The sequence below is a fragment of the Mesorhizobium sp. YIM 152430 genome, from assembly GCF_029210365.1.
Lineage (GTDB): Bacteria > Pseudomonadota > Alphaproteobacteria > Rhizobiales > Rhizobiaceae > Aliihoeflea.
The window spans coordinates 241,177-263,487 of record NZ_JARGES010000046.1 but is presented as its reverse complement, the minus strand read 5'-3'; the positions used below and the strand labels follow the sequence as shown (position 1 = coordinate 263,487).

14 protein-coding genes are annotated in these 22,311 nt (G+C 64.7%); 3 read left to right on the top strand and 11 right to left on the bottom strand.

Annotation, left to right across the window (positions count from 1 at the left end; genetic code table 11):
* Positions 1 to 87 precede the first annotated feature (87 nt).
* Entirely contained in the window at positions 88 to 1,803 is a 1,716-nt protein-coding gene (locus tag PZ895_RS16440) for an electron transfer flavoprotein-ubiquinone oxidoreductase (RefSeq protein WP_275840073.1), read from the bottom strand.
* A gap of 203 nt (positions 1,804 to 2,006) precedes the next feature.
* Here PZ895_RS16440 and PZ895_RS16435 point away from each other — a divergent pair, with 203 nt between their 5' ends.
* Positions 2,007 to 2,855, top strand: a complete 849-nt coding sequence (locus tag PZ895_RS16435) for a uracil-DNA glycosylase (protein ID WP_275840072.1) — start codon at positions 2,007 to 2,009, stop codon at positions 2,853 to 2,855.
* On the opposite strand, the gene PZ895_RS16430 is transcribed toward PZ895_RS16435, so the two are convergent.
* Positions 2,839 to 3,795 carry a DMT family transporter gene (locus tag PZ895_RS16430; protein WP_275840071.1) on the bottom strand — a complete coding sequence of 319 codons (957 nt, stop codon included), beginning with the start codon at positions 3,793 to 3,795 and terminating at the stop codon, positions 2,839 to 2,841. The two genes, PZ895_RS16435 and PZ895_RS16430, sit on opposite strands and share 17 nt — an antisense overlap.
* A 71-nt stretch (positions 3,796 to 3,866) precedes the next feature.
* Positions 3,867 to 6,170 carry a xanthine dehydrogenase family protein molybdopterin-binding subunit gene (locus PZ895_RS16425; RefSeq protein WP_275840070.1) on the bottom strand — a complete coding sequence of 768 codons (2,304 nt, stop codon included), beginning with the start codon at positions 6,168 to 6,170 and terminating at the stop codon, positions 3,867 to 3,869.
* A 147-nt stretch (positions 6,171 to 6,317) separates the two neighbouring features.
* On the opposite strand from PZ895_RS16425, the gene pepN reads away from it, so the two are divergent.
* Both pepN and PZ895_RS16415 read left to right on the top strand, forming a co-directional pair.
* Entirely contained in the window at positions 6,318 to 8,951 is a 2,634-nt protein-coding gene (gene pepN / locus PZ895_RS16420) for an aminopeptidase N (protein WP_275840069.1), read from the top strand.
* A 143-nt stretch (positions 8,952 to 9,094) separates the two neighbouring features.
* Positions 9,095 to 11,422, top strand: coding sequence for a PAS domain-containing sensor histidine kinase (locus PZ895_RS16415; protein WP_275840068.1), 2,328 nt, complete (start codon positions 9,095 to 9,097; stop codon positions 11,420 to 11,422).
* Position 11,423: 1 nt separating this feature from the next.
* Here PZ895_RS16415 and PZ895_RS16410 read toward each other — a convergent pair whose 3' ends face one another.
* The 8 genes from PZ895_RS16410 to ccmI all read right to left on the bottom strand — a co-directional run bounded on the left by PZ895_RS16410 (position 11,424) and on the right by ccmI (position 22,251).
* On the bottom strand, positions 11,424 to 14,372 hold the full coding sequence (locus tag PZ895_RS16410) for a bifunctional [glutamine synthetase] adenylyltransferase/[glutamine synthetase]-adenylyl-L-tyrosine phosphorylase (RefSeq protein ID WP_275840067.1): 2,949 nt from the start codon (positions 14,370 to 14,372) through the stop codon (positions 11,424 to 11,426).
* Complete coding sequence (locus tag PZ895_RS16405; protein ID WP_275840066.1) at positions 14,369 to 15,799, bottom strand: HAMP domain-containing sensor histidine kinase; 1,431 nt, start codon at positions 15,797 to 15,799, stop codon at positions 14,369 to 14,371. Before PZ895_RS16405 ends, PZ895_RS16410 begins: the two co-directional genes overlap by 4 nt.
* Positions 15,799 to 16,470: a response regulator transcription factor gene (locus PZ895_RS16400; protein ID WP_275840065.1), complete on the bottom strand. Its 672-nt coding sequence runs from the start codon at positions 16,468 to 16,470 to the stop codon at positions 15,799 to 15,801. Before PZ895_RS16400 ends, PZ895_RS16405 begins: the two co-directional genes overlap by 1 nt.
* 161 nt (positions 16,471 to 16,631) lie before the next feature.
* Entirely contained in the window at positions 16,632 to 18,173 is a 1,542-nt protein-coding gene (locus tag PZ895_RS16395) for a Do family serine endopeptidase (RefSeq protein ID WP_275840064.1), read from the bottom strand.
* 105 nt (positions 18,174 to 18,278) lie between these two features.
* A complete protein-coding gene (locus PZ895_RS16390; protein WP_275840063.1) occupies positions 18,279 to 18,737 on the bottom strand; it encodes a cytochrome c-type biogenesis protein in 459 nt (152 codons plus the stop codon).
* Entirely contained in the window at positions 18,734 to 20,728 is a 1,995-nt protein-coding gene (locus PZ895_RS16385; RefSeq protein WP_275840062.1) for a heme lyase CcmF/NrfE family subunit, read from the bottom strand. Before PZ895_RS16385 ends, PZ895_RS16390 begins: the two co-directional genes overlap by 4 nt.
* Before the next feature lie 7 nt (positions 20,729 to 20,735).
* Complete coding sequence (gene ccmE, locus PZ895_RS16380; RefSeq protein WP_275840085.1) at positions 20,736 to 21,173, bottom strand: cytochrome c maturation protein CcmE; 438 nt, start codon at positions 21,171 to 21,173, stop codon at positions 20,736 to 20,738.
* A 7-nt stretch (positions 21,174 to 21,180) separates the two neighbouring features.
* Positions 21,181 to 22,251, bottom strand: a complete 1,071-nt coding sequence (gene ccmI, locus PZ895_RS16375) for a c-type cytochrome biogenesis protein CcmI (RefSeq protein WP_275840061.1) — start codon at positions 22,249 to 22,251, stop codon at positions 21,181 to 21,183.
* Positions 22,252 to 22,311 lie beyond the last annotated feature (60 nt).

The window sequence follows — 22,311 nt, the reverse complement described above, 5'->3', positions numbered from 1 at the left end:
TGTAGTCGTTTCGGCTACTCACCAACGTCAAGGCCAAAAGCCGACCAACTCCCATTCACTATTCACCATTCACCATTCACTCCCTGCTCACATATTCGGATAGACCGGTCCCTCGCCGCCCTGCGGCGGAACCCAGTTGATGTTCTGGTTCGGGTCCTTGATGTCGCATGTCTTGCAGTGGACGCAGTTCTGCGCGTTGATGACGAAGCGGGCATCCGGCTCCGAATGTGAGACCTCGCCGCCCTTGGTCGGCGATGCCGGACCACCGGTCAGGCCGTTGCCGTCCGCATCCACCCATTCATAGACGCCGGCCGGGCAATAGCGCGTCGAGGGGCCGGAAAAGACCATATATTCCGACCGCTTCTGCAATTCCGGGTCCTTCACCTGAAGGTGGATCGGCTGGCTTTCCTCGTGATTCGTGTTCGACAGGAACACCGAGGACAGGCGGTCGAAGGTGAGGACGCCGTCGGGCTTGGGATAGGCGATCGGCGAATGCTTATCGGCCGGCTCGAGCGCGGCGTGGTCCGGCTTGCCGTGCTTTTGCGTGCCGAAGAAGGAGAAGCCGAAAAGCTGGTTCGTCCACATGTCGAGCCCGCCGAGTCCGACGCCGATCCAGGTGCCGAATTTCGACCAGAGCGGCTTGACGTTGCGCACCCGCTTCAGGTCCTTGCCGATGTCGCTTTGGCGCCATTCGGCCTCGTAGGCGGCCAGTTCGTCGTTGCTGCGTCCGGCGGCGAGCGCCTCCGCGACCTTCTCGGCCGCCAGCATCCCCGACAGGACCGCATTGTGCGAACCCTTGATGCGCGGCACGTTGACGAAGCCGGCCGAGCAGCCGATGAGCGCGCCGCCGGGGAAGCTCAGCTTCGGCACCGACTGGTAGCCGCCCTCCGTGATCGCGCGCGCGCCATAGGAGATGCGCTTGCCACCGTCGAACGTGTCACGAATCGCCGGGTGCGTCTTGAACCGCTGGAATTCTTCGAAGGGGGAGAGATAGGGGTTCTTGTAGTTCAGATGGACGACGAAGCCGACCGCAACCTGGTTGTCCTCGAGGTGATAGAGGAAAGAGCCACCACCCGTTTTCGAATTGAGCGGCCATCCAAAAGAATGCTGGACGAGGCCGGGCTTGTGCTTTTCGGGCGCGACCTGCCACAGTTCCTTCAGGCCGATGCCGAATTTCTGCGGCTGGGCGTCCTTCGAAAGCTCGAACTTCTCGATCAGCTTCTTGGCCAGCGACCCGCGCACCCCCTCGCCGATCAGCACATATTTCCCGAGCAGCGCCATGCCGGGCGCATAGGACGGGCCGTGCGTGCCGTCGCGCTCGACGCCCATGTCGCCGGTCACGACGCCGGTGACCACGCCTTCGTCATTGTAGATGAGGTCGGCCGCCGCGAAGCCCGGATAGATCTCGACGCCCAGCGCCTCGGCATGGCCGGCGAGCCAGCGGCAGACATTGCCGAGCGAAACGGCGTAGTTGCCGTGATTGTTCATCAAGGGCGGCATCAGGAAATTGGGAATGCGGATCGAACCGGCCGGGCCGAGCAGCAGGAACTGGTCGTCCGTCACCGGCGTGTTGAACGGATGATCGCTTTCCGAGCGCCAATCCGGCAACAGGCGGTCGATACCGATCGGGTCGACCACCGCGCCTGAAAGGATGTGCGCGCCGACTTCGGCGCCCTTTTCCAGAACGACGACCGAAAGGTCCGGGTTGAGCTGCTTCAAGCGGATCGAGGCGGCGAGACCGGCGGGACCGGCGCCCACGATCACCACGTCGAATTCCATGCTTTCGCGTTCAACTTCGCTCATGTCGATCTCCCACCCGCTTGTCTCGGTCGCGTCATCGACGACGCTGCCTGATGTCATAATGCGTGCTTATCGCATCGGTTTCCTTAGCGAAACCATATCTGTCTCCATGCGACAGGCCGTAGCGGCCAATCTATATTCCGTTGACGTAAACGTCAAACAATGACGCGCTTGGCCCCCTGCCCCGCGATGGGTATAGAGAATGAATGGCCGATACGATCAACCTGCGCGAACTCCTGCTCTTCTATGCCGATAGCGGCGTGGACGACGCGCTCATGGACGAGGCGGTCGACCGGTTCGCCGCGGCTGAACCGGCAAAGGCATCACATGTCGAGACGCGTCATAGTCCGGCCGCGCCGCCCGTCGATCCGCAGCGCGCCGCAGCCTATGCCAATGTGCCCGCTTCCCCGCCCCGCATAAAGGCGAGCGTCCCCGACGAGGGCAAAAGCGAAAGCGCGCGGATTCTGGCACGCGAGGCGGCGTCGCTTTCCGACCTGCGCGCGTGCCTTGAAGGTTTCGACGGCTGCAATCTGAAATTCACCGCCAAGAATCTCGTCTTCGGCGACGGCAATGGCGAGGCGGACATCATGTTCGTCGGCGAGGCGCCGGGCCGCGACGAGGATATCGAGGGCCGACCCTTCGTCGGCAGGTCGGGGCAGTTGCTCGACCGGATGCTGGCGGCGATCGCGCTCGACCGGACCAGCGCCTACATCACCAATGTCATCCCCTGGCGGCCGCCCGGCAACCGCACGCCGACGCCCATCGAAACGGAAATCTGCCGCCCGTTCATCGAGCGGCAGATCGAACTCGTCAAGCCGAAGGTGCTGGTGGCGCTTGGCGGGCCGTCGTCCAAGATCCTGCTCAACACGAGCGAGGGGATTACCCGACTGCGGGGAAGCTGGCGGGAGCACCGAACCGCAACCGGCCTGGCAATCCCGACGATGCCCCTTCTCCACCCGGCCTATCTCCTGCGCAACCCGGCGCACAAGAAACTCGCATGGCACGATCTTCTGGAGATCAAGGCACGGTTGAAGGTGCTCACGTCGGCGGCGTGACCTTGCGGGCCTGGCCGCGCTTGAGGCCAAGCCTCTGTTCGCGCCAGATGATGAAGAGGCCGGCTCCCACGACGATCGTTCCACCGACGAGCGTGTAGAGCGTCGGCAGGTCGCCGAAGACGAAGAAGCCGACCGCGATGCCGAGAATCATCGAGGTGTATTCGAACGGCGCGATGGTCGACATCGGCGCGTGGCGATAGCTTTCCGTCATCAGGATCTGGCCGACGCCGCCGCAAATGCCGGAGCCGATGAGACAGACGGCCTGCGCGCCGGTGAGCGCGACCCAGCCGAACGGAACGGTGCCGAGCGCGGCGACCGTCGACGTCAACGAGAACCAGAGCACGATGGTCGCGGTCTTTTCGGTGTGGACGAGGCGGCGCACGAGCAGCATGGCGATGGCCGAGACGCCCGCCGCGAGCAGCGCCGCGGTGACGCCCAGGGCCTCGTCATTGCCCATCGCCGAGCCGTCTGTGAAGAGCGTCAGCTTCGGCCAGGAGATGATGACGACCCCGACGAGCCCGACGACGACCGCGCTCCAGCGGAACAGCCGCACGACCTCCCCCATGAAAAGCGCGGAGAAGACGACGACCAGAAGCGGCTGCGCATAATTGAGCGTGATCGCTTCGGGTAGCGGCAGGCGCGTCAGTGCGAAGAAGCCGAGCCCCATCGAGGTGACGCCGACGAGACCGCGGGCAATGTGACTGAAGGGTCGCGCTGTCTTCAGTGCCGAGCGCAGTTCGTGGCGCCAGGCGAGCAGGATAAGGATCGGCAGGATGGCGAAGGCGGAGCGGAAGAAGACGATCTCGCCCGCCGGAACGCGGCCCGCCGCCTTGATGAGCGAGGCCATCGCCACGAAGGCTGCGACGGAAACGACCTTGAGCAGAATGCCGGTCAGCGGATTCCTGTCCGCGTAAAGAGCCTCCGCCTCTTGTCTGTTCATCCGCCCGCTTGCCACAAAATGCGCGGCGACGTTGCCGCCGCGCCGAATCGGAAATCGATTATCCAGTTAACCTATTTCGCATCCTGAATCGCCTGCCATACGCGCTGTGGCGTAGCAGGCATCTCGATGTGGCCGATCCCGTAGGCGCGCCAGAGCGCGTCCGTCACCGCGTTCAGCGCGGCCGGCGTGGCGCCGATCGTGCCGGCCTCGCCCGCGCCCTTGATGCCGAGCGCGTTGGTGGTGGACGGGACGTTGCGGGTTTCGAAATGGAAGTTCGGAAAGTCGTCGGCGCGCGGCACGGCGTAGTCCATGAAGCTGGCCGTGACGAGCTGGCCGTCCTCGCCATAGACCGCCTCCTCGCAAAGCGCCTGGCCGATGCCCTGCACGACGCCGCCATGGACCTGGCCGGCCAGCAGGACGGGGTTCACCGTCGCGCCGAAATCGTCGACGATCGTGTAGCGCACGACCTCGGTCCCGCCCGTCTCCGGGTCGATCTCGACCTCGCAGATATGGCTGCCGTTCGGATAGGTCGCCTCATCCTGAACGAACTCGCCGAAACCCTTGAGATCAGACTCGTTTTTTGCCGCGCGGGCAATGCCGGCGAAATCGATCACGCGGTCGGTGCCGACGATCTTCGCGGTGCCGTCGATGAGCTCGATATCGGCGGGCGATGCTTCCAGTTCCTCGGCCGCGATGCGCTTGAGCTTCTCGGCAAGGTCTTCACCGGCGCGCGCGGCCGAGACGCCGCCGAGCGGAATGGAGCGCGAGCCGCCCGTGCCACCGCCCTTTTCCAGCCGGTCGGTATCGCCCTGATGGACGGTGATGCGCGAAATGTCGATATTCAGCTTTTCGGCGACGAACTGTGCGTAAGCGGTCGCGTGGCCCTGCCCGTTCGACTGGGTGCCGATGGAAAGCGTGACGTTTCCGTCCGCGCCGAGTTCGACATGGGCCGGTTCGGAGCCGGCGAAGGCGCAGGCTTCGACATAGGTCGCCAGGCCGATGCCGCGAATGCGCCCTTTCGACTTCGCCACTTCGTTGCGGGCGTCGAAACCGTCCCACTCGGCGCGCTCGAGGGCGGTGGTCAGATGACCATCGAACTCGCCGACATCGTATTTGCGCCCGGTCGGCGTGGTGTAGGGGAACTGTTCGGGCCGGATGAAATTGCGCCGGCGAATGTCTACAGGCGAGAGTCCCATGTCGCGCGCGCACTGGTCGACCAGCTTTTCAAGCTGGAAGGCCGCTTCCGGCCGCCCGGCCCCGCGATAGGCATCGACGGGCGTCGTGTTGGTGTAGATGCCGCGGATCGTGACGTCGAGCGCAGGGATGTCGTAGACGCCGGTCGCCATCGTCGCTCCGATCCACGGGATGAACGGACCGACCTGCGAGCAATAGGCGCCCATATTGGCGTCGGTCTTCACGCGCAGCGCCAGAAAGCGACCTTCGCCATCCATCGCCATCTCGGCGATCGCGAGGTTGTCGCGGCCATGCGCGTCGGTCAGGAAGTGCTCCGCGCGATCGCTGGTCCACTTGACCGGCTGGCCGAGACGTTTCGCCGCTTCCAGCACCAGCGCATATTCGCGATAGACGAACATCTTGGTGCCGAACCCGCCGCCGACATCGGGCGTGACGACGCGCAGCTTGTCGTGGCCGATGCCGAAGACCTGGTCGCACAGGACCCGGCGCATCGAATGGACGCCCTGCGATCCCGTCGTCAGGGTGAAGCGATCCTCGTCTTCCACCCATTCGCCCAGCGCGGAACGCGGCTCCATGTAATTGGAAACCAGGCGATTGTTCCGGAACTCGATGCGCGAGACATGAGCCGCCTTTGCGAAGGCGGCGTCGGCAGCATCGGCCTTGCCCATCCGGTATTCGAAGGCGACATTCCCGTCGCGCTCGCTCCAGACCTGCGGGGCATCCTGCGCCAGCGCGGCCGCGATGTCCGCGACGGCATCTTCGGGCGCGTAGTCGATCTCGATGAGATCGGCGGCGTCCTGCGCCTGTGCCCGCGTTTCGGCGACGATGAAGGCGACCGCATCCCCGACATAGGCGACCTCATCCGCACACAGGATCGGGATGTCGCGCGTCGGCGCGCGGCTGCCGTCCGGCTGCTTCTGCATCGCGCCCGACTTCAATGCGCCGAGATGCGTGACGTCCGCGCCGGTCAGCACGAGCCTGATGCCCTCGCTTGCCAGCGCCGCTTCCGTCGAACCGATGGAGAAAGAACCCCTGGCGACGGATGAGCGGACCACATAGCCGTGCAGCACGCCCTCGCGCGTCAGATCGTCGGTATAGCGGCCCTGCCCCCGGATGAAGGCATCGTCTTCGAGGCGACGGACGGGCGCACCCATTCCGAACTTCGGCGTCATCACATTCATGGAAAACTTTCCGGATCGTGGGGAGGAATGCCAGTGAACTGGCGCGGAACGACAGTTTTGTCGAGGGCCAGCATCGTGTAAAGACCGGCCAGCATATCAATTCTCGCGGAGTGCGGCAGACCGTTTCCGCATATCCAGGGGCAACGCATGACGATCGACACCGGGAAGGTCTACCGCCTCGAGGACTACCGCACGAGCGACTACGCCATCCGCGCGACCCACCTCGTCTTCCGGCTCGACCCGCGCCATGCACGCGTGACCGCGACGCTTTCCGTCGAAAGACGCGAGGATACCGCGTTCGATGCGCCGCTGGTGCTCGACGGCGACGGGCTGAAGCTCCTGTCGGTGGCGCTCGACGGCACCCGACTGACCGCGCAGGATTACAGCGCGGCGCCCGATCAGCTCACCGTCGCCCGCCTGCCGAAAGGCCCGTTCACGCTCGTCATCGAAACCGAACTCGCGCCGGAGGCGAACTCGGCGCTGATGGGCCTCTATTTGTCGAACGGCGTCTACTGCACGCAATGCGAGGCGGAGGGCTTTCGCCGCATCACCTATTTCCTCGACCGTCCCGACGTGATGTCGGTCTATACGGTGCGGATCGAGGCGCCGAAGGCGACGGCGCCGATCCTGTTGTCCAACGGCAATCCGGTCGAAAGCGGCGACCTCGAGGACGGCTGGCATTATGCCGTCTGGCACGATCCACATCTCAAGCCGTCCTATCTCTTCGCGCTCGTCGCCGGCGATCTCGGCAAGATCACGGACGGATTCACCACCCGCTCCGGCCGCGCGGTCGAGCTCGGCATCTATGTCGAGAAGGGCAAGGAGGCGCGCGCGGCCTACGCGATGGACGCGCTCAAACGCTCGATGCACTGGGACGAGGACGTGTTCGGCCTCGAATACGATCTCGACGTCTTCAACATCGTCGCCGTGTCCGATTTCAACATGGGCGCGATGGAGAACAAGGGCCTCAACATCTTCAACGACAAATATGTCCTTGCCGACGAGGAGACCGCGACCGACGCCGACTTCGCCAATATAGAGGCGATCATCGCGCATGAGTATTTCCACAATTGGACTGGCAACAGAATCACTTGCCGCGACTGGTTCCAGCTCTGCCTCAAGGAAGGGCTGACCGTCTTCCGCGACCATGAATTTTCCGCCGACATGCGCTCGCGCGCGGTCAAGCGCATCGCCGAGGTGCGGACCCTCAAGTCGCTGCAATTTCCCGAGGACCAGGGGCCGCTCGCCCATCCGGTGCGCCCGCGCCGCTATCGCGAGATCAACAATTTCTACACGGCGACCGTCTACGAGAAGGGTTCGGAAGTCGTGCGGATGATCCGCACCATCCTCGGCGCCGACACGTTCCGGCGCGGCATGGACCTTTATTTCGAACGCCATGACGGCGACGCGGCGACGATCGAGGACTTCCTCAAAGTGTTCGAGGACGTCTCAGGCCGCGACCTTTCGCAATTCGCGCTCTGGTATCACCAGGCCGGCACACCGCATGTCAGCATATCCGCCGCCTATGACGAGGCGCGCGGCGAACTGACGCTCGACATCGAACAGTCGGTTCCGCCGACGCCGTCCGAAAGCCGCAAGCGGTTGATGCACATTCCGCTCGCCATCGGGCTCGTCGGTCAGGACGGCAGCGACCTCGAAGCCGTGTCCGCAGATGGCAGCTTCGTCGATGGCCTCATCCATCTGAAAAAGCGGCGTCAGGTGGTTCGCTTCGCCGGACTTTCGCAGCGGCCGGCAGTGTCGCTCAATCGCGGCTTTTCGGCGCCGGTCACGCTGGCGAGCGAGCAGAGCGTCGACGACCGCCTGTTCCTCGCCCGGCACGACAGCGACCTCGTCGCGCGCTGGCAGGCGCTGAACGGGCTTCTCTGCGACTATCTGATCGAGACGAGCAAGACCCCTGTCCGGCAAAGCAACATGACAGGACGGCTGGCCGAAGTGCTTGGCGCCATCGCCGCCGACGATACGCTGGAGCCCGCCTATCGCGCCCTCGCGCTGACGCCCCCGAGCGAGGCGGATGTCGCCCGCGAAATCGGCTCCAACATCGATCCCGACGCGATCCATGACGCGCGCGACGCACTCATCGATGCGATTGCAGCGGCAAATCGTCAATCATTCGAGGCACTTTACGGGGAACTCGAAGACACCGATTCATTCTCGTCCGATGCACAAAGCGCCGGCCGGCGCGCCTTGCGCAACGTGCTGCTCGACTACGCCTCCGCTGCCCGTCGCACACCGGAACTCGCCGCCGGTCAGTACTGCCAGGCGACCAACATGACCGAGCGCGCGGCAGCGCTTGCCGTCCTCGCCCATCGCTTTGCGTCGGAACCATTGTCCGTCTCCGCGCTTGCCGATTTCGAAACCCGCCATGCAGACAATCCGCTGGTGCTCGACAAATGGTTCCAGATCCAAGCGACCATTCCGGGCGATGCGGCTCTTTCCCGCGTCGAGAAGCTCACCCGGCACGGCGCGTTCTCGATCGGCAATCCGAACCGCGTGCGCTCGCTGATCGGCACCTTCGCAAGTTCCAACCAGACCGGCTTCCACCGGGCGGACGGCGCCGGCTACCGCTTCTTTGCCGACCGCATCATCGAAGTCGAAAAGCGCAACCCCCAGGTTGCGGCGCGGCTTGCGACGGCGTTCCGCTCCTGGCGTTCGCTGGAGCCCGGCCGGCAGGAACTGGCGCGGGTGGAACTGGCGCGCATCGTCGCCGTTCCCGGTCTTTCGACGGATCTGAAGGACATCGTCGACCGCACGCTTGCCTAACCGCCGCCATCGATGCGTCAATAATTTATCAAGATTTGGCCGCACGCTCTGGACAGCGCGAATCGGCTCTGATTCCTTATAGACGATTCGGAAGTGCGGCGTTGCCGGATCGATTCGCAAGGTTCGAAATTCGGGAGCCAACAATGGCACTAACGGACGCGTGGGGCGCGGCCGCGGGACATTTCTTTGCCTGGCGCAGGCCGCGCCACAAAGTTCGTCTCGCCGGACATGCGCGCTTCATCGCCGCGCCGGCCTATAAGCGGCTCCTGGCCGCCGAACCTTACTTGCGCCGCTCCATCCCCACGCTGGTCATCTGCTTCCTGCTTCTCATCGCGGCGATGCGCTCGCTGTCGCTCTTCGCCTGGAAAGAGGACCTGGAAGCGACGTCGAAAGGGCTGCTCGGCCTGACCGCCAGCCAGGTCTACCACGCCATGCGAACCAGCCATGGCGACGCGGCCCCTGACCGGCTGATCTCGGAAGCCGTTCTGCGTGACACGACGCGCCATTCCGTCATTGCCGACGCGCAGGTGCTGATCATCACCGACGCCGATTTCGAGATCGTGGCGACCACGGGCCAGCAGCATCTCGTCGGCCAGTCGCTGGAAAACCTGATCGTCGAGGGACAACCTCTCTTCATGTTCGGCCAGCGCGCCGGCGTGCTTGAAGTGACCGTGGCCGGCGAGAGCTGGTTCGCGGCGGCCGAACTTCTCGAAGGGCGCACCGGCGCGGCCTTCACGCTGATCTCGCGCGACAGGGTGCTGGAGGAATGGCGCAAGGCGCTCGCGCTCAACGTCACACTCTTCGTCCTGACCGCCGGAGTGCTCCTCGTCGTGCTCTATGCCTATTTCACGCAGGCCGCACGCGCCGAGGCCGCAGACCAGATCTACGAGGAAGCCAATCTGCGCAACGACATGGCGCTGACACGCGGGCGATGCGGCATCTGGGACTGGGATCTGGCCCGCGGTCGGATGCACTGGTCGCGCTCGATGTACGAGATGCTCGGCTACGAGCCCTGCGAAGGAATGCTTTCCTTCGGCTCGATTTCCGAAATCATCCATCCCGAGGACGGCGACCTGATGGCGATCGCGCAGCGCGTCGCACAAGGCGAAACCGACCAGTTCGACCAGATCTTCCGAATGCGCCACGCCAGCGGCGGCTGGGTCTGGATCAGGGCCAAGGCACAGGTCAACGACCCCGATGCCGCCGACATCCACCTCGTCGGCATCGCCGTCGACATCACCGAGCAGCGCCACCTCGCCCAGCGGTCCGAAACGGCAGATCTGCGGCTGCGCACCGCCATCGAGAACATCAACGAATCCTTCGTCCTGTGGGATGCCAACCAGCATCTCATCATGTGCAACTCGAAGTTCCAGAAGGATCACGGCCTGTCGGATGCCGACGTCTTCCCCGGCACCAGCCGCGAGACCATCGCCAAGCGGATGACGGCCTTCGCGCATGAGCGCAAGCTGGCCAATTCGAACGGGCCGGTCGGCGGGGCAACCTATGAGCGTCAGCTTGCAGACGGGCGCTGGCTACAGGTCAACGAACTGCGCACGCGCGATGGCGGCATGGTGTCCGTTGGCACCGACATCACGCCGATCAAGCAGAACCAGGAGAAACTGGTCGATTCCGAACGCCGACTGATGGCGACGATTCACGATCTGTCGCTCGCCCGGAAGGCCGAAGGCGAGCGCACCCGCGAACTGGTCGAACTCAACCGCGAATATATGAAGGAAACCGAGCGCGCCGAGGCGGCGAACCGGGCCAAATCCGAATTCCTCGCGAACATGTCGCACGAATTGCGAACCCCGCTCAACGCCATAATCGGCTTCTCCGAACTCATGTCGTCGCGACTGTTCGGCCCGCTCGGCTCGGAGAAATACGAAGAATATATCCGCGACATCCACGGCTCGGGCGCCTATCTACTCGGCGTCATCAACGACATTCTCGACATGTCGAAGATCGAGGCCGGCCAGTTCTCGATCGACCGCGAGGGCATCGAACTCAATCCGCTCATCGACGAGGCCATCCGCGTCGTCGCGCTTCAGGCGGCCAAGAAGCAGATCAATGTCGAGACCAAGATTTCCAACACGATGGAACTCTTCGCCGACCGTCGCGCGGTCAAGCAGATCATGCTCAACCTTTTGTCCAACGCGGTGAAGTTCACCGGCGAGGGGGGCAAGATCTCCATGCGCGCGCGCAAGATCGGCAATTCGGTCGTCATCAGCATCGAGGATACGGGCTGCGGCATTCCCAAGGATGCGCTGAAGAAGCTCGGTCGGCCGTTCGAGCAGGTTCAGAACCAGTTCTCCAAGAACCACACCGGATCCGGCCTCGGCCTTGCGATCTCGCGTTCGCTGGCCGAACTGCATGGCGGCGCGCTGAAGATCCGCTCGAACGAGGGCGTCGGAACCATCGTCTCTGTTCGCATCCCCGCCCGCGAGCAGGTGACGGTGAAGCAGGCGGCGTGAGCTATTTGCCGATCAGCTTCCTGAAATGCCCGGACACCGTCTTCGACGTGTCCTTCAGATGCGCCTCCAGCACCTTCAAGTCCGGCAGGTCCGTCGTGCGCAATAGAAGGTCGGCGAGACCCGGCGGCACGTCGTCCGGCTCGAACGGGCCGGTCAGGCACAACCGCAAAATCTGCGTCAGCGACGAGTAGAGTTCATGGGCGGCGACGAGTTCGTCGCGGATGTTAGGATCGCAAAAATCCGGTGACAGGCGCTGCAACGTCTCGACGGTCGAAGCGGTGTGCTCATCGCCGTCGGCGCGGCCGGTCAGCGTCGCCACCTGCGCGATGAATTCAAGGTCGATCAACCCGCCATCGACAAGCTTCACGTCCCAGACGTCGCGCGGCGGCTTCTCGCTCGCAATGAGCTTGCGCATCTCGTTCGCATCCGCGCGGACCTTGCCGGCGTCACGTTTCGTCGCCAGCACATCGGCGACATGCGCGTTGGCCACGGCGATCAGGTTTTCGTCGCCGGCGACTGCGCGGGCGCGCGTGAGCGCCATGTGCTCCCAGGTCCACGCCTCCCCGCGCTGATACTTCGCAAAAGCATCGACATGGGTTGCGACCGGCCCCTTGTTGCCGGAGGGGCGCAGGCGCAAATCAAGTTCGTAGAGCACGCCTTCGGCGGTCGGCGCCGAGACGGCGGCGATCAGGCGCTGTGTGAGCCTGGTAAAATAATGCGCCGGCGCGAGAGGCTTCTCGCCATCGGATTCCTCGACCTGCGCATCGTGATCGTAGAGCAGGATCAGGTCGACATCGGAGCCCGCCGTCAGTTCGCGGCTGCCCAGCTTGCCCATGCCGACGATGCAGACCTTGCCGCCTGCAACAGTGCCATGGCGGATCGCGAACTCCGCCTGCACTGCCTCCAGCGCGCAGCCGATCGTCAGATCCGCGAGATCCGAGAAGGCCTTGCCAGCGCGGCGATGGTCGATGGCGCCGGACAGAAGCCGGATGCCGATCAGGAATTTCTGCTCGGCCGCGAAGATGCGCAGCCGGTCGAGCAATTCCTCATGCAGTTCGACGCCCGTCAAAAAGCCGTCGAGACGTTCGGCGAGATAGGCCTTGTTCGGCAGTTCCGAAAGAAGCCCCGGATCGAGCAGTCCGTCGAAGACGTGCGGGCGGCGGGTGATGATCTGCGCGAGGCGCGGCGCGGCGCCCATGATCGTCGCCAGCAGTTTCAAGAGCGACGGATTCGACTGGAAGAGCGAGAAGAGCTGGATGCCGGCCGGCAGACCCTTCAGAAATTCGTCGAAGCGCAGAATCGCCTCGTCGGCGCGCTTCGTCTGTCCGAAGGCTTCCAGAAGCGCCGGCGTCAGTTCGGTCAGGCGCTCGCGGGCTTCGGCCGATTGCGTCGCGCGGTAGCGACCGAAATGCCAGGTGCGGATCAGCCGCGCGATGTCGCTCGGCCGCTCGAATCCGAGTTCGGAGAGCGTTTGCAACGTGTCCGGATCGTCGACATCCCCGGTGAAAACCAGATTGCCGACCCCGCGCGACAGTTGCGGGGCGGTCTCGAACAGCGCCGCATAGTGTCCTTCGACCAGTTGCAGCGAGGCCCGGAACGCCCCGGAGAACGCCGTCTCGTCCTCGAATCCGAGCATCAGGGCGATTCGGCGCAAGCCTTCATCGTCCTCCGGCAGAACATGGTTCTGCTCGTCCGCGATCATCTGGATCGCATGTTCGACGTCGCGTAGGAACCAGTATTGCCGGGCCAGCGCATCGCGTGCGTCCGCGCTGATCCAGCCGCGTTCGGCCAGCATACCCAGCATCGCGACCGTCTGACGGCCGCGCAATTCCTGGAAACGTCCGCCGGCAATCAGTTGCTGGGTCTGGACGAAGAACTCGATCTCGCGAATGCCGCCGCGTCCCAGCTTGACGTTGTGGCCCTTGACCGCGATCTCGCCATGGCCCTTGTGCGCGTGGATCTGGCGCTTGATCGAATGGACGTCCGCAATGGCCGCGAAGTCCATATATTTGCGCCAGATATAAGGGGTGAGTTCGCCGAGGAACGCCTTGCCTGCCGCTATGTCGCCCGCAAGCGGGCGCGCCTTGATCATCGCGGCGCGCTCCCAGTTCTGGCCGCGGCCTTCGTAATAGTTCAAAGCCGCCTCGGTCGGGATCGCAAGCGGCGTCGAGCCGGGGTCGGGCCGCAGCCGCAGGTCGGTGCGGAAGACGTAGCCGTGCTCGGTGCGGTCCTGCAGGATGCGGATCAGGCGGCGCGCAAGGCGCGAGAAAAGGTCCGTCGCGTCGAACGGATCGAGGATCGCTTCGGCCTCGACGTCGACGAACAGGATCAAATCGATGTCGGAGGAGAAATTGAGTTCATGGGCGCCGAGCTTGCCCATGCCGAGCACGACGAGGCCCGATCCCCTGCCCGGCTTCGCCGGTTCAGGCAGCTTGATCGCACCCCGCTCATGTGTCTCGATCAGAAGGAAATCCACCGCAGCGCCGATGCACGCATCGGCAAGCTCGCTCAGGCACCTCACCGTCGCCTCGGCGGAGTGAATGCCGGCAAGGTCGGCCAGCGCCAGCAAGGCGTGGCCCTCGCCCTTCAACAGGCGCAGCGACTTCATCAGCCCCGTCTCGCCATCCGCCTCGGCAGCGGCCGCGCATATTTCGGCGAGGATCGCCGCCAGTCGCTCGTCGAGCGGCGTCGCGAGGAGCCCTTCAAGAATGGCGGGGCGGCGGCGGGCCGCATCGCGCAGAAAGGGCGAAAGATCGAAGGCTGCTCCGAGGAATGCGGCCACGCCCTTGTCGGCCTCGATCGCATCGGCCACAGCCGCGCAACCGTCGCCGCGGGCGGTTTCGATTAAGTCGGCGACGAGTTCGGCCGCATGGTTCGGGCGAAGCGGCTTCAGCGACGCGCGCCCGAATGCTTGAAGTGTCGTCGGGCTCTTTGCGTCGCTCTTGGTCATGGAGTCGGGGAATCGCCTGCCGGGAAGATCATGGTGACGCATAATCCAGGGTTTTCGCCCGACAATTCAAGCCGTCCGCCGTGAAAGGTCATGACCGCCTTGGCAAGGCTCAATCCGAGACCGGAGCCCGGCTGCGAACGGCTCTGTTCCAGTCGCACGAAACGTTCGGTCGCCCGTCCGCGATCTTCTTGGGGAATTCCCGGCCCCGTGTCGCAGACGGAGACGACGATCTCGCCGTCCTTGCGGGCCGCCGACACGCGCACCTTGGGCGCGTCGCCGAAACCGGCGGAATATTTGATCGCATTGTCGACGACGTTCGACAGGGACTGACCGATGAGTTCGCGATTTCCGGACATGACCAGTTCGGCGGGCGCATCGGCATCGAGCGTGACGCCAACCTCTTCGGCTGCCGGCTCGTAGAGTTCCACCACATCCGCGACGATGGCGGCAATGTCGATCGCCGACGTGTGCTCGGCCGAGTAGCCCGATTCCAGCCGGCTGATCATCAGGATGGCGTTGAACGTGCGGATCAACTGATCGGATTCGGCGATCGTCGCTTCCAGGGCGGCGCGGTGCTGCGGCGCGTTGTCCCCGGCGAGCGCGGCCTCGGCACGGTTCCGCAGCCGCGTCAGCGGTGTCTTCAGATCGTGCGCGATATTGTCGGAAACCTGCTTCAGGCCCTCGTTGAGCGCACCGATCCGCGCCAGCATCTCGTTCAGGTTCTGCGATAGGCGGTCGAATTCGTCGCCTGCCCCGGTAACCGGCAGGCGACCGGACAGATCGCCGCCCATGATGCGCCGGCTTGCATCCGAGATGTTGTCGATGCGTTTCAGCGCGCGCCGCCCGACGAGGAACCAGATGGCGAGCGCACCAAGTCCCATCATGCCGAAGGCGACGATCAGCGCGCGGCGGATCACGTTGCCGAAGCGCTCGGGTTCGCCCAGATCGCGGCCGACAAGCATGATCATCTGGTTGGGAAGGCGCACGACCACGGCCATCGCCATATGCGGGCCTTGCCGTGCGGCGGGAACGTCGGCGCTGCGCGATTCGGCCTCGCCATAGCGTTCATAGGAGAACGGACGGTCGGTCCATCCCTCTTGTGCGAGCACCTGCGATTCGAGGCTTTGAACATTGCCGCCGAGGATGCGACCCGTCGGGTCGGCGATGATGTAGAGATAGGCGCCCGGCTGGCGCGAACGGTTTTCGACGAAGCGCACCAGCGTCGTCAGGCCGCCACGCTGATAGGCACGCCCGAGGCTCAGCACCTCTTCCGAGACCGTGTCCTGAATCTGGCCGGTCAACATGCGCATCGTCAGCGAGCCCATGTAGAAGACGAGCCCGACGGCGCAGATCGCGAACAACAGCAGATAGAGTGCGGAAAGCCGTGCGGCCGTCGTCTTCATCAATGCGGAGATCGAGGCCAGCATCAGGCTTTCAGCATGTAGCCGGCGCCGCGAACCGTATGCAGGACGGGCGTATCGAAGTCCCGCTCGATCTTCGAGCGCAGGCGCGAGATATGGACGTCGATGACGTTAGTCTGCGGGTCGAAATGATAGTCCCAGACATTTTCGAGCAGCATGGTGCGCGTCACGACCTGCCCGGCATGGCGCATCAGATATTCGAGCAGCCGGAATTCGCGCGGCTGAAGAACGATCTCCTTTGCCGCGCGCTTGACCGAATGGGACAGGCGGTCGAGTTCCAGATCGCCCACGCGATAGACCGTCTCGACGTCCTTCGAGCCCCCGCGCTTCTTCAGAACCTCGACGCGGGCGAGCAATTCGGAAAAGGCATAGGGTTTGGTCAGATAATCGTCGCCGCCGGCGCGCAGGCCGGTGACGCGATCGTCGACCTCGCCGAGCGCCGAGAGGATCAGCACAGGCGTGTCATTGCCGCGCGCGCGCAGGGCCGCAACGACCGAAAGTCCGTCGCGCCGCGGCAACATGCGGTCGACGACGAGGACGTCATACTCGCCGGAACTGGCCAGCGCATAGCCGGTTTCGCCATCGGCGGCGATATGGGCGCGATGACCGGCCTCGTCGAATGCCTTTTCGAGATACTCGGCCGCCTCGCGATCGTCTTCGATAACCAGAAGTTTCATCGGCAGCCTGTCTCCAGATAAAAGCGACGGCGGGTGATGGGGACCCGCCGCCGCCGGAACCGGCCGATAGTCTTGGACGTCAACCGGTCCGACGTCCAGCCATTGCGCAGTCTCGGAGCATCTGAAAGCGCGCCCTGACCTGGACCTTCGACTTCGCGGCGTCAGCCTTGGGAGATCGGCAGCGCGACGAAGCGGTTCGAATTGTCGCGGCTGACCTGAAGGAGCACGGCGCTGCGGCCGGCCTGCTCAGCCGACGAAACGGCGTTCGAGACGTCCTGCGACGACCGCACGGGCTGCGAGTTGACGGCGGCGATCACGTCGCCTGGCTCGATGCCGCGCTCGGCGGCCGCGCTGTCGGGGTCGACGTCGGTGACGAGCAGACCGTTTCCGTCTTCGGACGGGATGACCGTCAGGCCGAAATCGGCCAGCGCGACGTCGCCAGTGGGCGAGGTTTCGGACGGGGTCACCGAAGCGAGTTGATCATCGCCGGGAAGCGTGCCCAGTTCCACCTCGACCTCCTGGGTTTCGCCATTGCGCCAGATGTCGACGGTGACGGTGCTGCCAGGCGTCAGATTGCCGACGAGGCGCGCAAGTTCGCGGGGCGATGCGACTGCCTGGCCGTTCACGGCCGTCACGACATCGCCGGACAGGATGCCGGCGGCCACTGCCGGTCCGTCAGCCTGCGGCTGGCTGATCAGTGCGCCGCGCGCGCTTTCGAGACCCAGCGATTCGGCGATCTCGTCGGTGACGGGCTGAATCTGCACGCCAAGCCAGCCGCGCGTGACGGCGCCGTTCTCGATCAGGCTCGACACGACGGTTTCGGCCGTCGATGACGGGATGGCGAAGGCGATGCCCACATTGCCGCCGGACGGCGAGAAGATCGCGGTGTTGATGCCGACGACCTCGCCGTTCAGATTGAAGGCGGGACCGCCGGAATTGCCGCGATTGACGGCGGCATCGATCTGCAGGAAATCGTCATAGGGGCCCGCGCCGATGTCGCGGCCACGCGCCGAGACGATGCCGGCCGTCACCGAGCCGCCCAGCCCGAACGGATTGCCGACCGCCACGACCCATTCCCCGACACGCACATTGCTGTCGTCGGCGAAGGCGACATAGGTAAATTCGCGATCTTCCTCGACCTTGAGCACGGCAAGATCGGTCCGCGGATCGGAACCGACGAGTTCGGCCGAGAGTTCGGTCCCGTCGTCGAGCACGACCGTATAGGCCGAGCCGCCGCGAATGACGTGGTTGTTGGTCACGAGATAGCCGTCGGCCGAAATGAAGAAGCCGGAACCCTGCGAAGATGGCCGCGCCCGCTCGGCACGATCACGCGGGCCGCCGCGACGGCCTTCGGACTGCCGGTCCTGCCCGCGAAATTCTCTGAAGAAGCGGTTGAGAGGATGGTCGCGCGGAAGATCCTCGAAGCCGGGAGCACTGAAGGGCGAGCCCTGCCTGCGATCGGAAACCGGAGCGACCTGCGAATCGACACGCACCGAAACGACCGCCGGCGACACGCGTTCGACGACGTCGGCGAAGCCGGGGTTCTGCTGCGTCGTCTCGACGCGCACGGCCTCGGCGCTAACGGGCAGCGCGCCGGTGGTCACGGCGCCGAAACCGATGGCGCCGGCAAGCGCGAGCGAAGCGGCGGTCGCGAAAAGACGGCGCTTGCGTGTCTTGATCGGAGAAGTTCGATTTGTGTCCATGATAAACCCTCGTGAATCGAGAATGGTGCGATTGCACCTCATGGACCAAGAGATAGGCGCGGCGACATTACGGCGCCATTTCCCCGACATGAAACTTTCGTAATGTCAGTCCCGGTGTCCGAGAATATCGTCGAGCCTGCGCGCTTCCTCGTCGCTCAATCCGCCGGCACTCGTCCTGCGGCGGCGTGCCGAAAGAATCAGGAATGCGCCGCCGCCGACGAGCAGGATGACCGGCATTCCCCACAAAAGCGCATTGCGGGCCGTGAAGGTCGGCCTGAGCAGAACGAACTCGCCATAGCGCGAGACGACATAGTCCATCACCGCTTCGTCGCTGTCACCCGCGGCGATGCGTTCGCGAACGAGCACGCGCAGGTCGCGGGCAAGTTCGGCATCGGAATCGTCGATCGACTGATTCTGACACACCATGCAGCGCAATCCGGCCGACAGCGCCCGCGCGCGCGCCTCCAGCGCCGGATCGTCGAGCATCTCATTCGGGGCCAGCACGGCATGGGCGGCGACGGTCCAGAATGCGAACCAGACAAGGATCAGCCAGCGCGCGATCATTCGGCCGGCTCGATGGCGGGTCGGGCGGGTCTGGCCCGACGCGCGGCGGGCGCTCCGACACGCAGCCGTCTGTCGAGCAGCGAAATCGCGCCGCCGAGCATCATCGCCACGCAGCCGATCCAGATGAACAGCACCTGCGGTTTCCACCAGGCGCGCACGACTATCCCGCCATCGGGCGCCCGGTCGCCGAGCGCCACATAAAGCTGGCTGAAGCCGCGCGAGGCGATGCCGGCTTCGGTCGTCGGCATCTGGCGCGCAGTGTAAAGACGCTTGGACGAAACGATCTCGCCGCGCTCGCGGCCGGAACGGTCCGAATAGGTGAAGCGGCCCTGTTCTTCGGTAAAGTTCGGCCCCTGAACCGGGAACAGTCCATCGAAGCGCAATTCGTAACCTGCAACGTCCATCGCGTCGCCCGGCTGCATGACGGCGATCCGCTCGACTTCCAGTGCGCTCACCGCAACGATGCCGAGCGTCGTCAGGCCGAGGCCAGCATGGGCAAAGGCGGTTCCGAAAACAGAGCGCGGCAGGCCGATGAAGCGGCGCAGCGCAACCGAAGGAGAGACCTTGCCGATGCCCGACTTCAGCGCAAGATCGGTCACGGCGCCGAAGACCAGCCAGAACGCCACCGCGATGCCGAAGGCTGCGAGCGCGCTGACGCGATCGACGATGAAGAAAGTGGCGAGCGCGATCGCGAGCGACAGCCCGAACGCCACGAACAGCCGCTGGCTCGCCGCGTAGAGATCGCCCCGTTTCCATGCGAGCAGCGGGCCGAACGGAACGGCGAGCAAGAGCGGCACGATCAGCGGACCGAAGGTCATGTTGAAGAACGGCGCGCCGACCGAAATCTTCTCGCCCGACACCGATTCCACCAGAAGCGGCCAGAGCGTGCCGATGAGGACCGTCGCCGCCGCCGTCGTCAGGAAGAGATTGTTGAGGACGAGCCCACCTTCCCGCGAAATCGGATGGAAGATGCCGCCGGCCGTCAGCGAGGAGGCGCGAAAGGCGAACAGCGCCAGCGAACCGCCGATGAAGGCGATCAGGATCATCAGGATGAAGACGCCGCGCGTCGGATCGGTCGCGAAGGCATGGACGGAAGTCAGCACGCCCGAGCGCACGAGAAAGGTGCCGAGAAGAGAGAGCGAGAAGGTGAGGATGGCGAGCAGCACCGTCCAGATCTTCAGCGCAGAACGCTTTTCCATCACGATGGCCGAGTGGAGCAAGGCGGTGCCGGACAGCCAGGGCAGGAACGACGCATTCTCCACAGGGTCCCAGAACCAGTAGCCACCCCAGCCGAGCTCGTAATAGGCCCAGTAGGAGCCCATGGCGATCCCGCCCGTCAGCGCCGCCCACGCCGCCAGCGTCCAAGGCCGAACCCAGCGCGCCCAGGCCGCGTCGATGCGCCCTTCGATCAGGGCGGCAACGGCGAAGGAGAAGCAGATCGAAAAGCCGACATAGCCGAGATAGAGCAGCGGCGGATGGATCGCGAGGCCGATGTCCTGAAGGATCGGATTGAGGTCCTGCCCCTCTATCGGCGGCGGATTGATGCGCTCGAACGGATTGGAGCTTGCCAGGACGAAGAGCAGGAAGGCCGCCGCGATCATGCCCTGCACGGCAAGGACGTTTGCGCGCAACGTCGCCGGCAGGTTGCCGCCGAAGATTGCCACCAGCCCCGCGAATGCCGCCAGGATCAGGATCCACAGCAGCATCGAGCCTTCATGGTTCCCCCAGACGCCCGTGATCTTGTAGAGCATCGGTTTTGCCGAATGCGAATTCTCCCAGACATTCGCGACCGAAAAGTCCGACTGGACATAGGCGACCGTCAGGGCTGCGAAGGACAGCGCAATCAGCGCCAGGATGGAGAGCGACGCGGGCTCGGCGATGCCCATCAGCCGGGAATCGCCGATGCGCGCTCCGAAGAGCGGGACGACCGACAGCACGAGCGACAGCGCGAAGGCGAGCACGAGTGCGAAATGTCCGATCTCGACGATCATGGCGCGCCTACTCCCTGTCCTGCCAGATGCCGCGCGCCTTCATGCTGTCAGCGACCTCGCGGGGCATGTAGTTCTCGTCGTGGCGGGCGAGCACGGTGTCGGCGATGAAGTGGCCGGACGCATCGAACGATCCTTCCGCGATGACGCCCTGCTCCTCGCGGAAAAGATCGGGCAGGATGCCGCTGTAGGAAACAGTCACCGTGTCGATCCGGTCCGTCACGGCGAAGCTGACATCCGTCCCGCCGGCACGCGCGATCGAACCGGTCGCGACGAGACCGCCAAGGCGGATGCGCTCGCCGGCGGCAACGCCTTTTTCCGCGACGTCGGCGGGCGTGTAGAAATATGAGGCCTTTTGGCCGAGCGCGACCAGCGTCAGCGTGGTTGCCAGCGCGAGGAAGCCGAAAGCGCCGCCGATCACCGCCAGTCTCTTCTGCTTGCGCGTCATCGCCATCTCAACGTTCCACTTCAAGGCCGAGCGACAGTCCGAAGGCCGCCAGATGGCCGGCTTCCGGCGAACCGGCTCCTAAGGCGTCCCGCGCGCGCTCCAAAGCCGACTGCGCCTCCTGCGGCCTGTCCAATACCATGTAGGACCGGATCAGTTGCTGCCAGCCGTCCACATCGTTCGAATTGACTTCCAGACGCGCCGCAAGGCCCGCCACCATTCCTTCGATGGCCTCGGATCGTTCGGAGAGCATGTCCGCGCCGTCGCTTTCCAGCGCCGCAGCGATGACACCATGCCAGGGCGATCCCTCCGGCAAGTCGGCGCGCATGTCCTGCCACATCCGCCGGGCTTCGTCGCCATTGCCCGCCTGATCGGCAGCCAGCGCAACGAAATAGCGGCTTCGCAAATCGTCCGGCGCAAGCGCCAGCGCCTGTTCGAAGCGGGCCAGCGCGTCCTCGGTGACCCGTCCGTTCGCAGCCGCCGCAAGCGCCTCACCTTCGCCCGCAAGGCGGGCTGCGGTCGGCTCGTCGAGACGCGAAGCATTCGCAAAGGCCGTCGCTGCGTCGGCATAGCGGCCAAGCCGCAGATAGATCGGCGCCAGCACGTCCCAGCCGCGCGCATCGTCCGGCTTGGTCGCAAGATGCGCTTCGGCCCGCGCGATCAGTTCATCGACGGAAGCCTGCGACGGGTCGGAGTGGAGCCGGGCCTGCAAGGGCTGGTCGGCATAACCGGGCGAGCCGGTCGCCGCATAGAGTCCCCAACTCACCAGCGGCAGCGACAAAATGGCGAGCGCCCCGATCCAACGAGCGAGGGAATGCGATCGCGGCATCGATGCGGCCGCGTCGCGCGCATCCGAAAGACGGATGATCTTGCGGCCGATCTCAGCGCGCGCCAGTTCGGCTTCACCGGAACTGATCAATCCGCGTGCCGTGTCGCGGTCGATCTCGAGAAGCTGGTCCTTGTAGACCTCGATCTCATGGGCACGGCTGTCCGCCGCATCCGCCCGGCCGCGCGCCAGAGGTGCAAGCAGCACGAGACATATCCCGAAGGTCAACGCTGCGGCGACAATCCAGAAAACCATGCCCGTTCCTATCGGCAGACGGGTCGATTGCCAATCGCGCCGGGATGCGGCCTTTCGTAT

Excerpts from the sequence above, each read along its gene's own strand:
- ccmI (WP_275840061.1), bottom strand. The coding sequence starts at position 22,251 with ATGGTTTTCTGGATTGTCGCCGCAGCGTTGACCTTCGGGATATGTCTC.
- PZ895_RS16405 (WP_275840066.1), bottom strand. The coding sequence starts at position 15,799 with ATGCTGGCCTCGATCTCCGCATTGATGAAGACGACGGCCGCACGGCTT.
- PZ895_RS16395 (WP_275840064.1), bottom strand. The coding sequence starts at position 18,173 with ATGGACACAAATCGAACTTCTCCGATCAAGACACGCAAGCGCCGTCTT.
- PZ895_RS16440 (WP_275840073.1), bottom strand. The coding sequence starts at position 1,803 with ATGAGCGAAGTTGAACGCGAAAGCATGGAATTCGACGTGGTGATCGTG.
- PZ895_RS16410 (WP_275840067.1), bottom strand. The coding sequence starts at position 14,372 with ATGACCAAGAGCGACGCAAAGAGCCCGACGACACTTCAAGCATTCGGG.
- PZ895_RS16385 (WP_275840062.1), bottom strand. The coding sequence starts at position 20,728 with ATGATCGTCGAGATCGGACATTTCGCACTCGTGCTCGCCTTCGCGCTG.
- PZ895_RS16415 (WP_275840068.1), top strand. The coding sequence starts at position 9,095 with ATGGCACTAACGGACGCGTGGGGCGCGGCCGCGGGACATTTCTTTGCC.
- pepN (WP_275840069.1), top strand. The coding sequence starts at position 6,318 with ATGACGATCGACACCGGGAAGGTCTACCGCCTCGAGGACTACCGCACG.
- PZ895_RS16435 (WP_275840072.1), top strand. The coding sequence starts at position 2,007 with ATGGCCGATACGATCAACCTGCGCGAACTCCTGCTCTTCTATGCCGAT.
- ccmE (WP_275840085.1), bottom strand. The coding sequence starts at position 21,173 with ATGACGCGCAAGCAGAAGAGACTGGCGGTGATCGGCGGCGCTTTCGGC.
- PZ895_RS16400 (WP_275840065.1), bottom strand. The coding sequence starts at position 16,470 with ATGAAACTTCTGGTTATCGAAGACGATCGCGAGGCGGCCGAGTATCTC.
- PZ895_RS16390 (WP_275840063.1), bottom strand. The coding sequence starts at position 18,737 with ATGATCGCGCGCTGGCTGATCCTTGTCTGGTTCGCATTCTGGACCGTC.
- PZ895_RS16425 (WP_275840070.1), bottom strand. The coding sequence starts at position 6,170 with ATGAATGTGATGACGCCGAAGTTCGGAATGGGTGCGCCCGTCCGTCGC.
- PZ895_RS16430 (WP_275840071.1), bottom strand. The coding sequence starts at position 3,795 with ATGAACAGACAAGAGGCGGAGGCTCTTTACGCGGACAGGAATCCGCTG.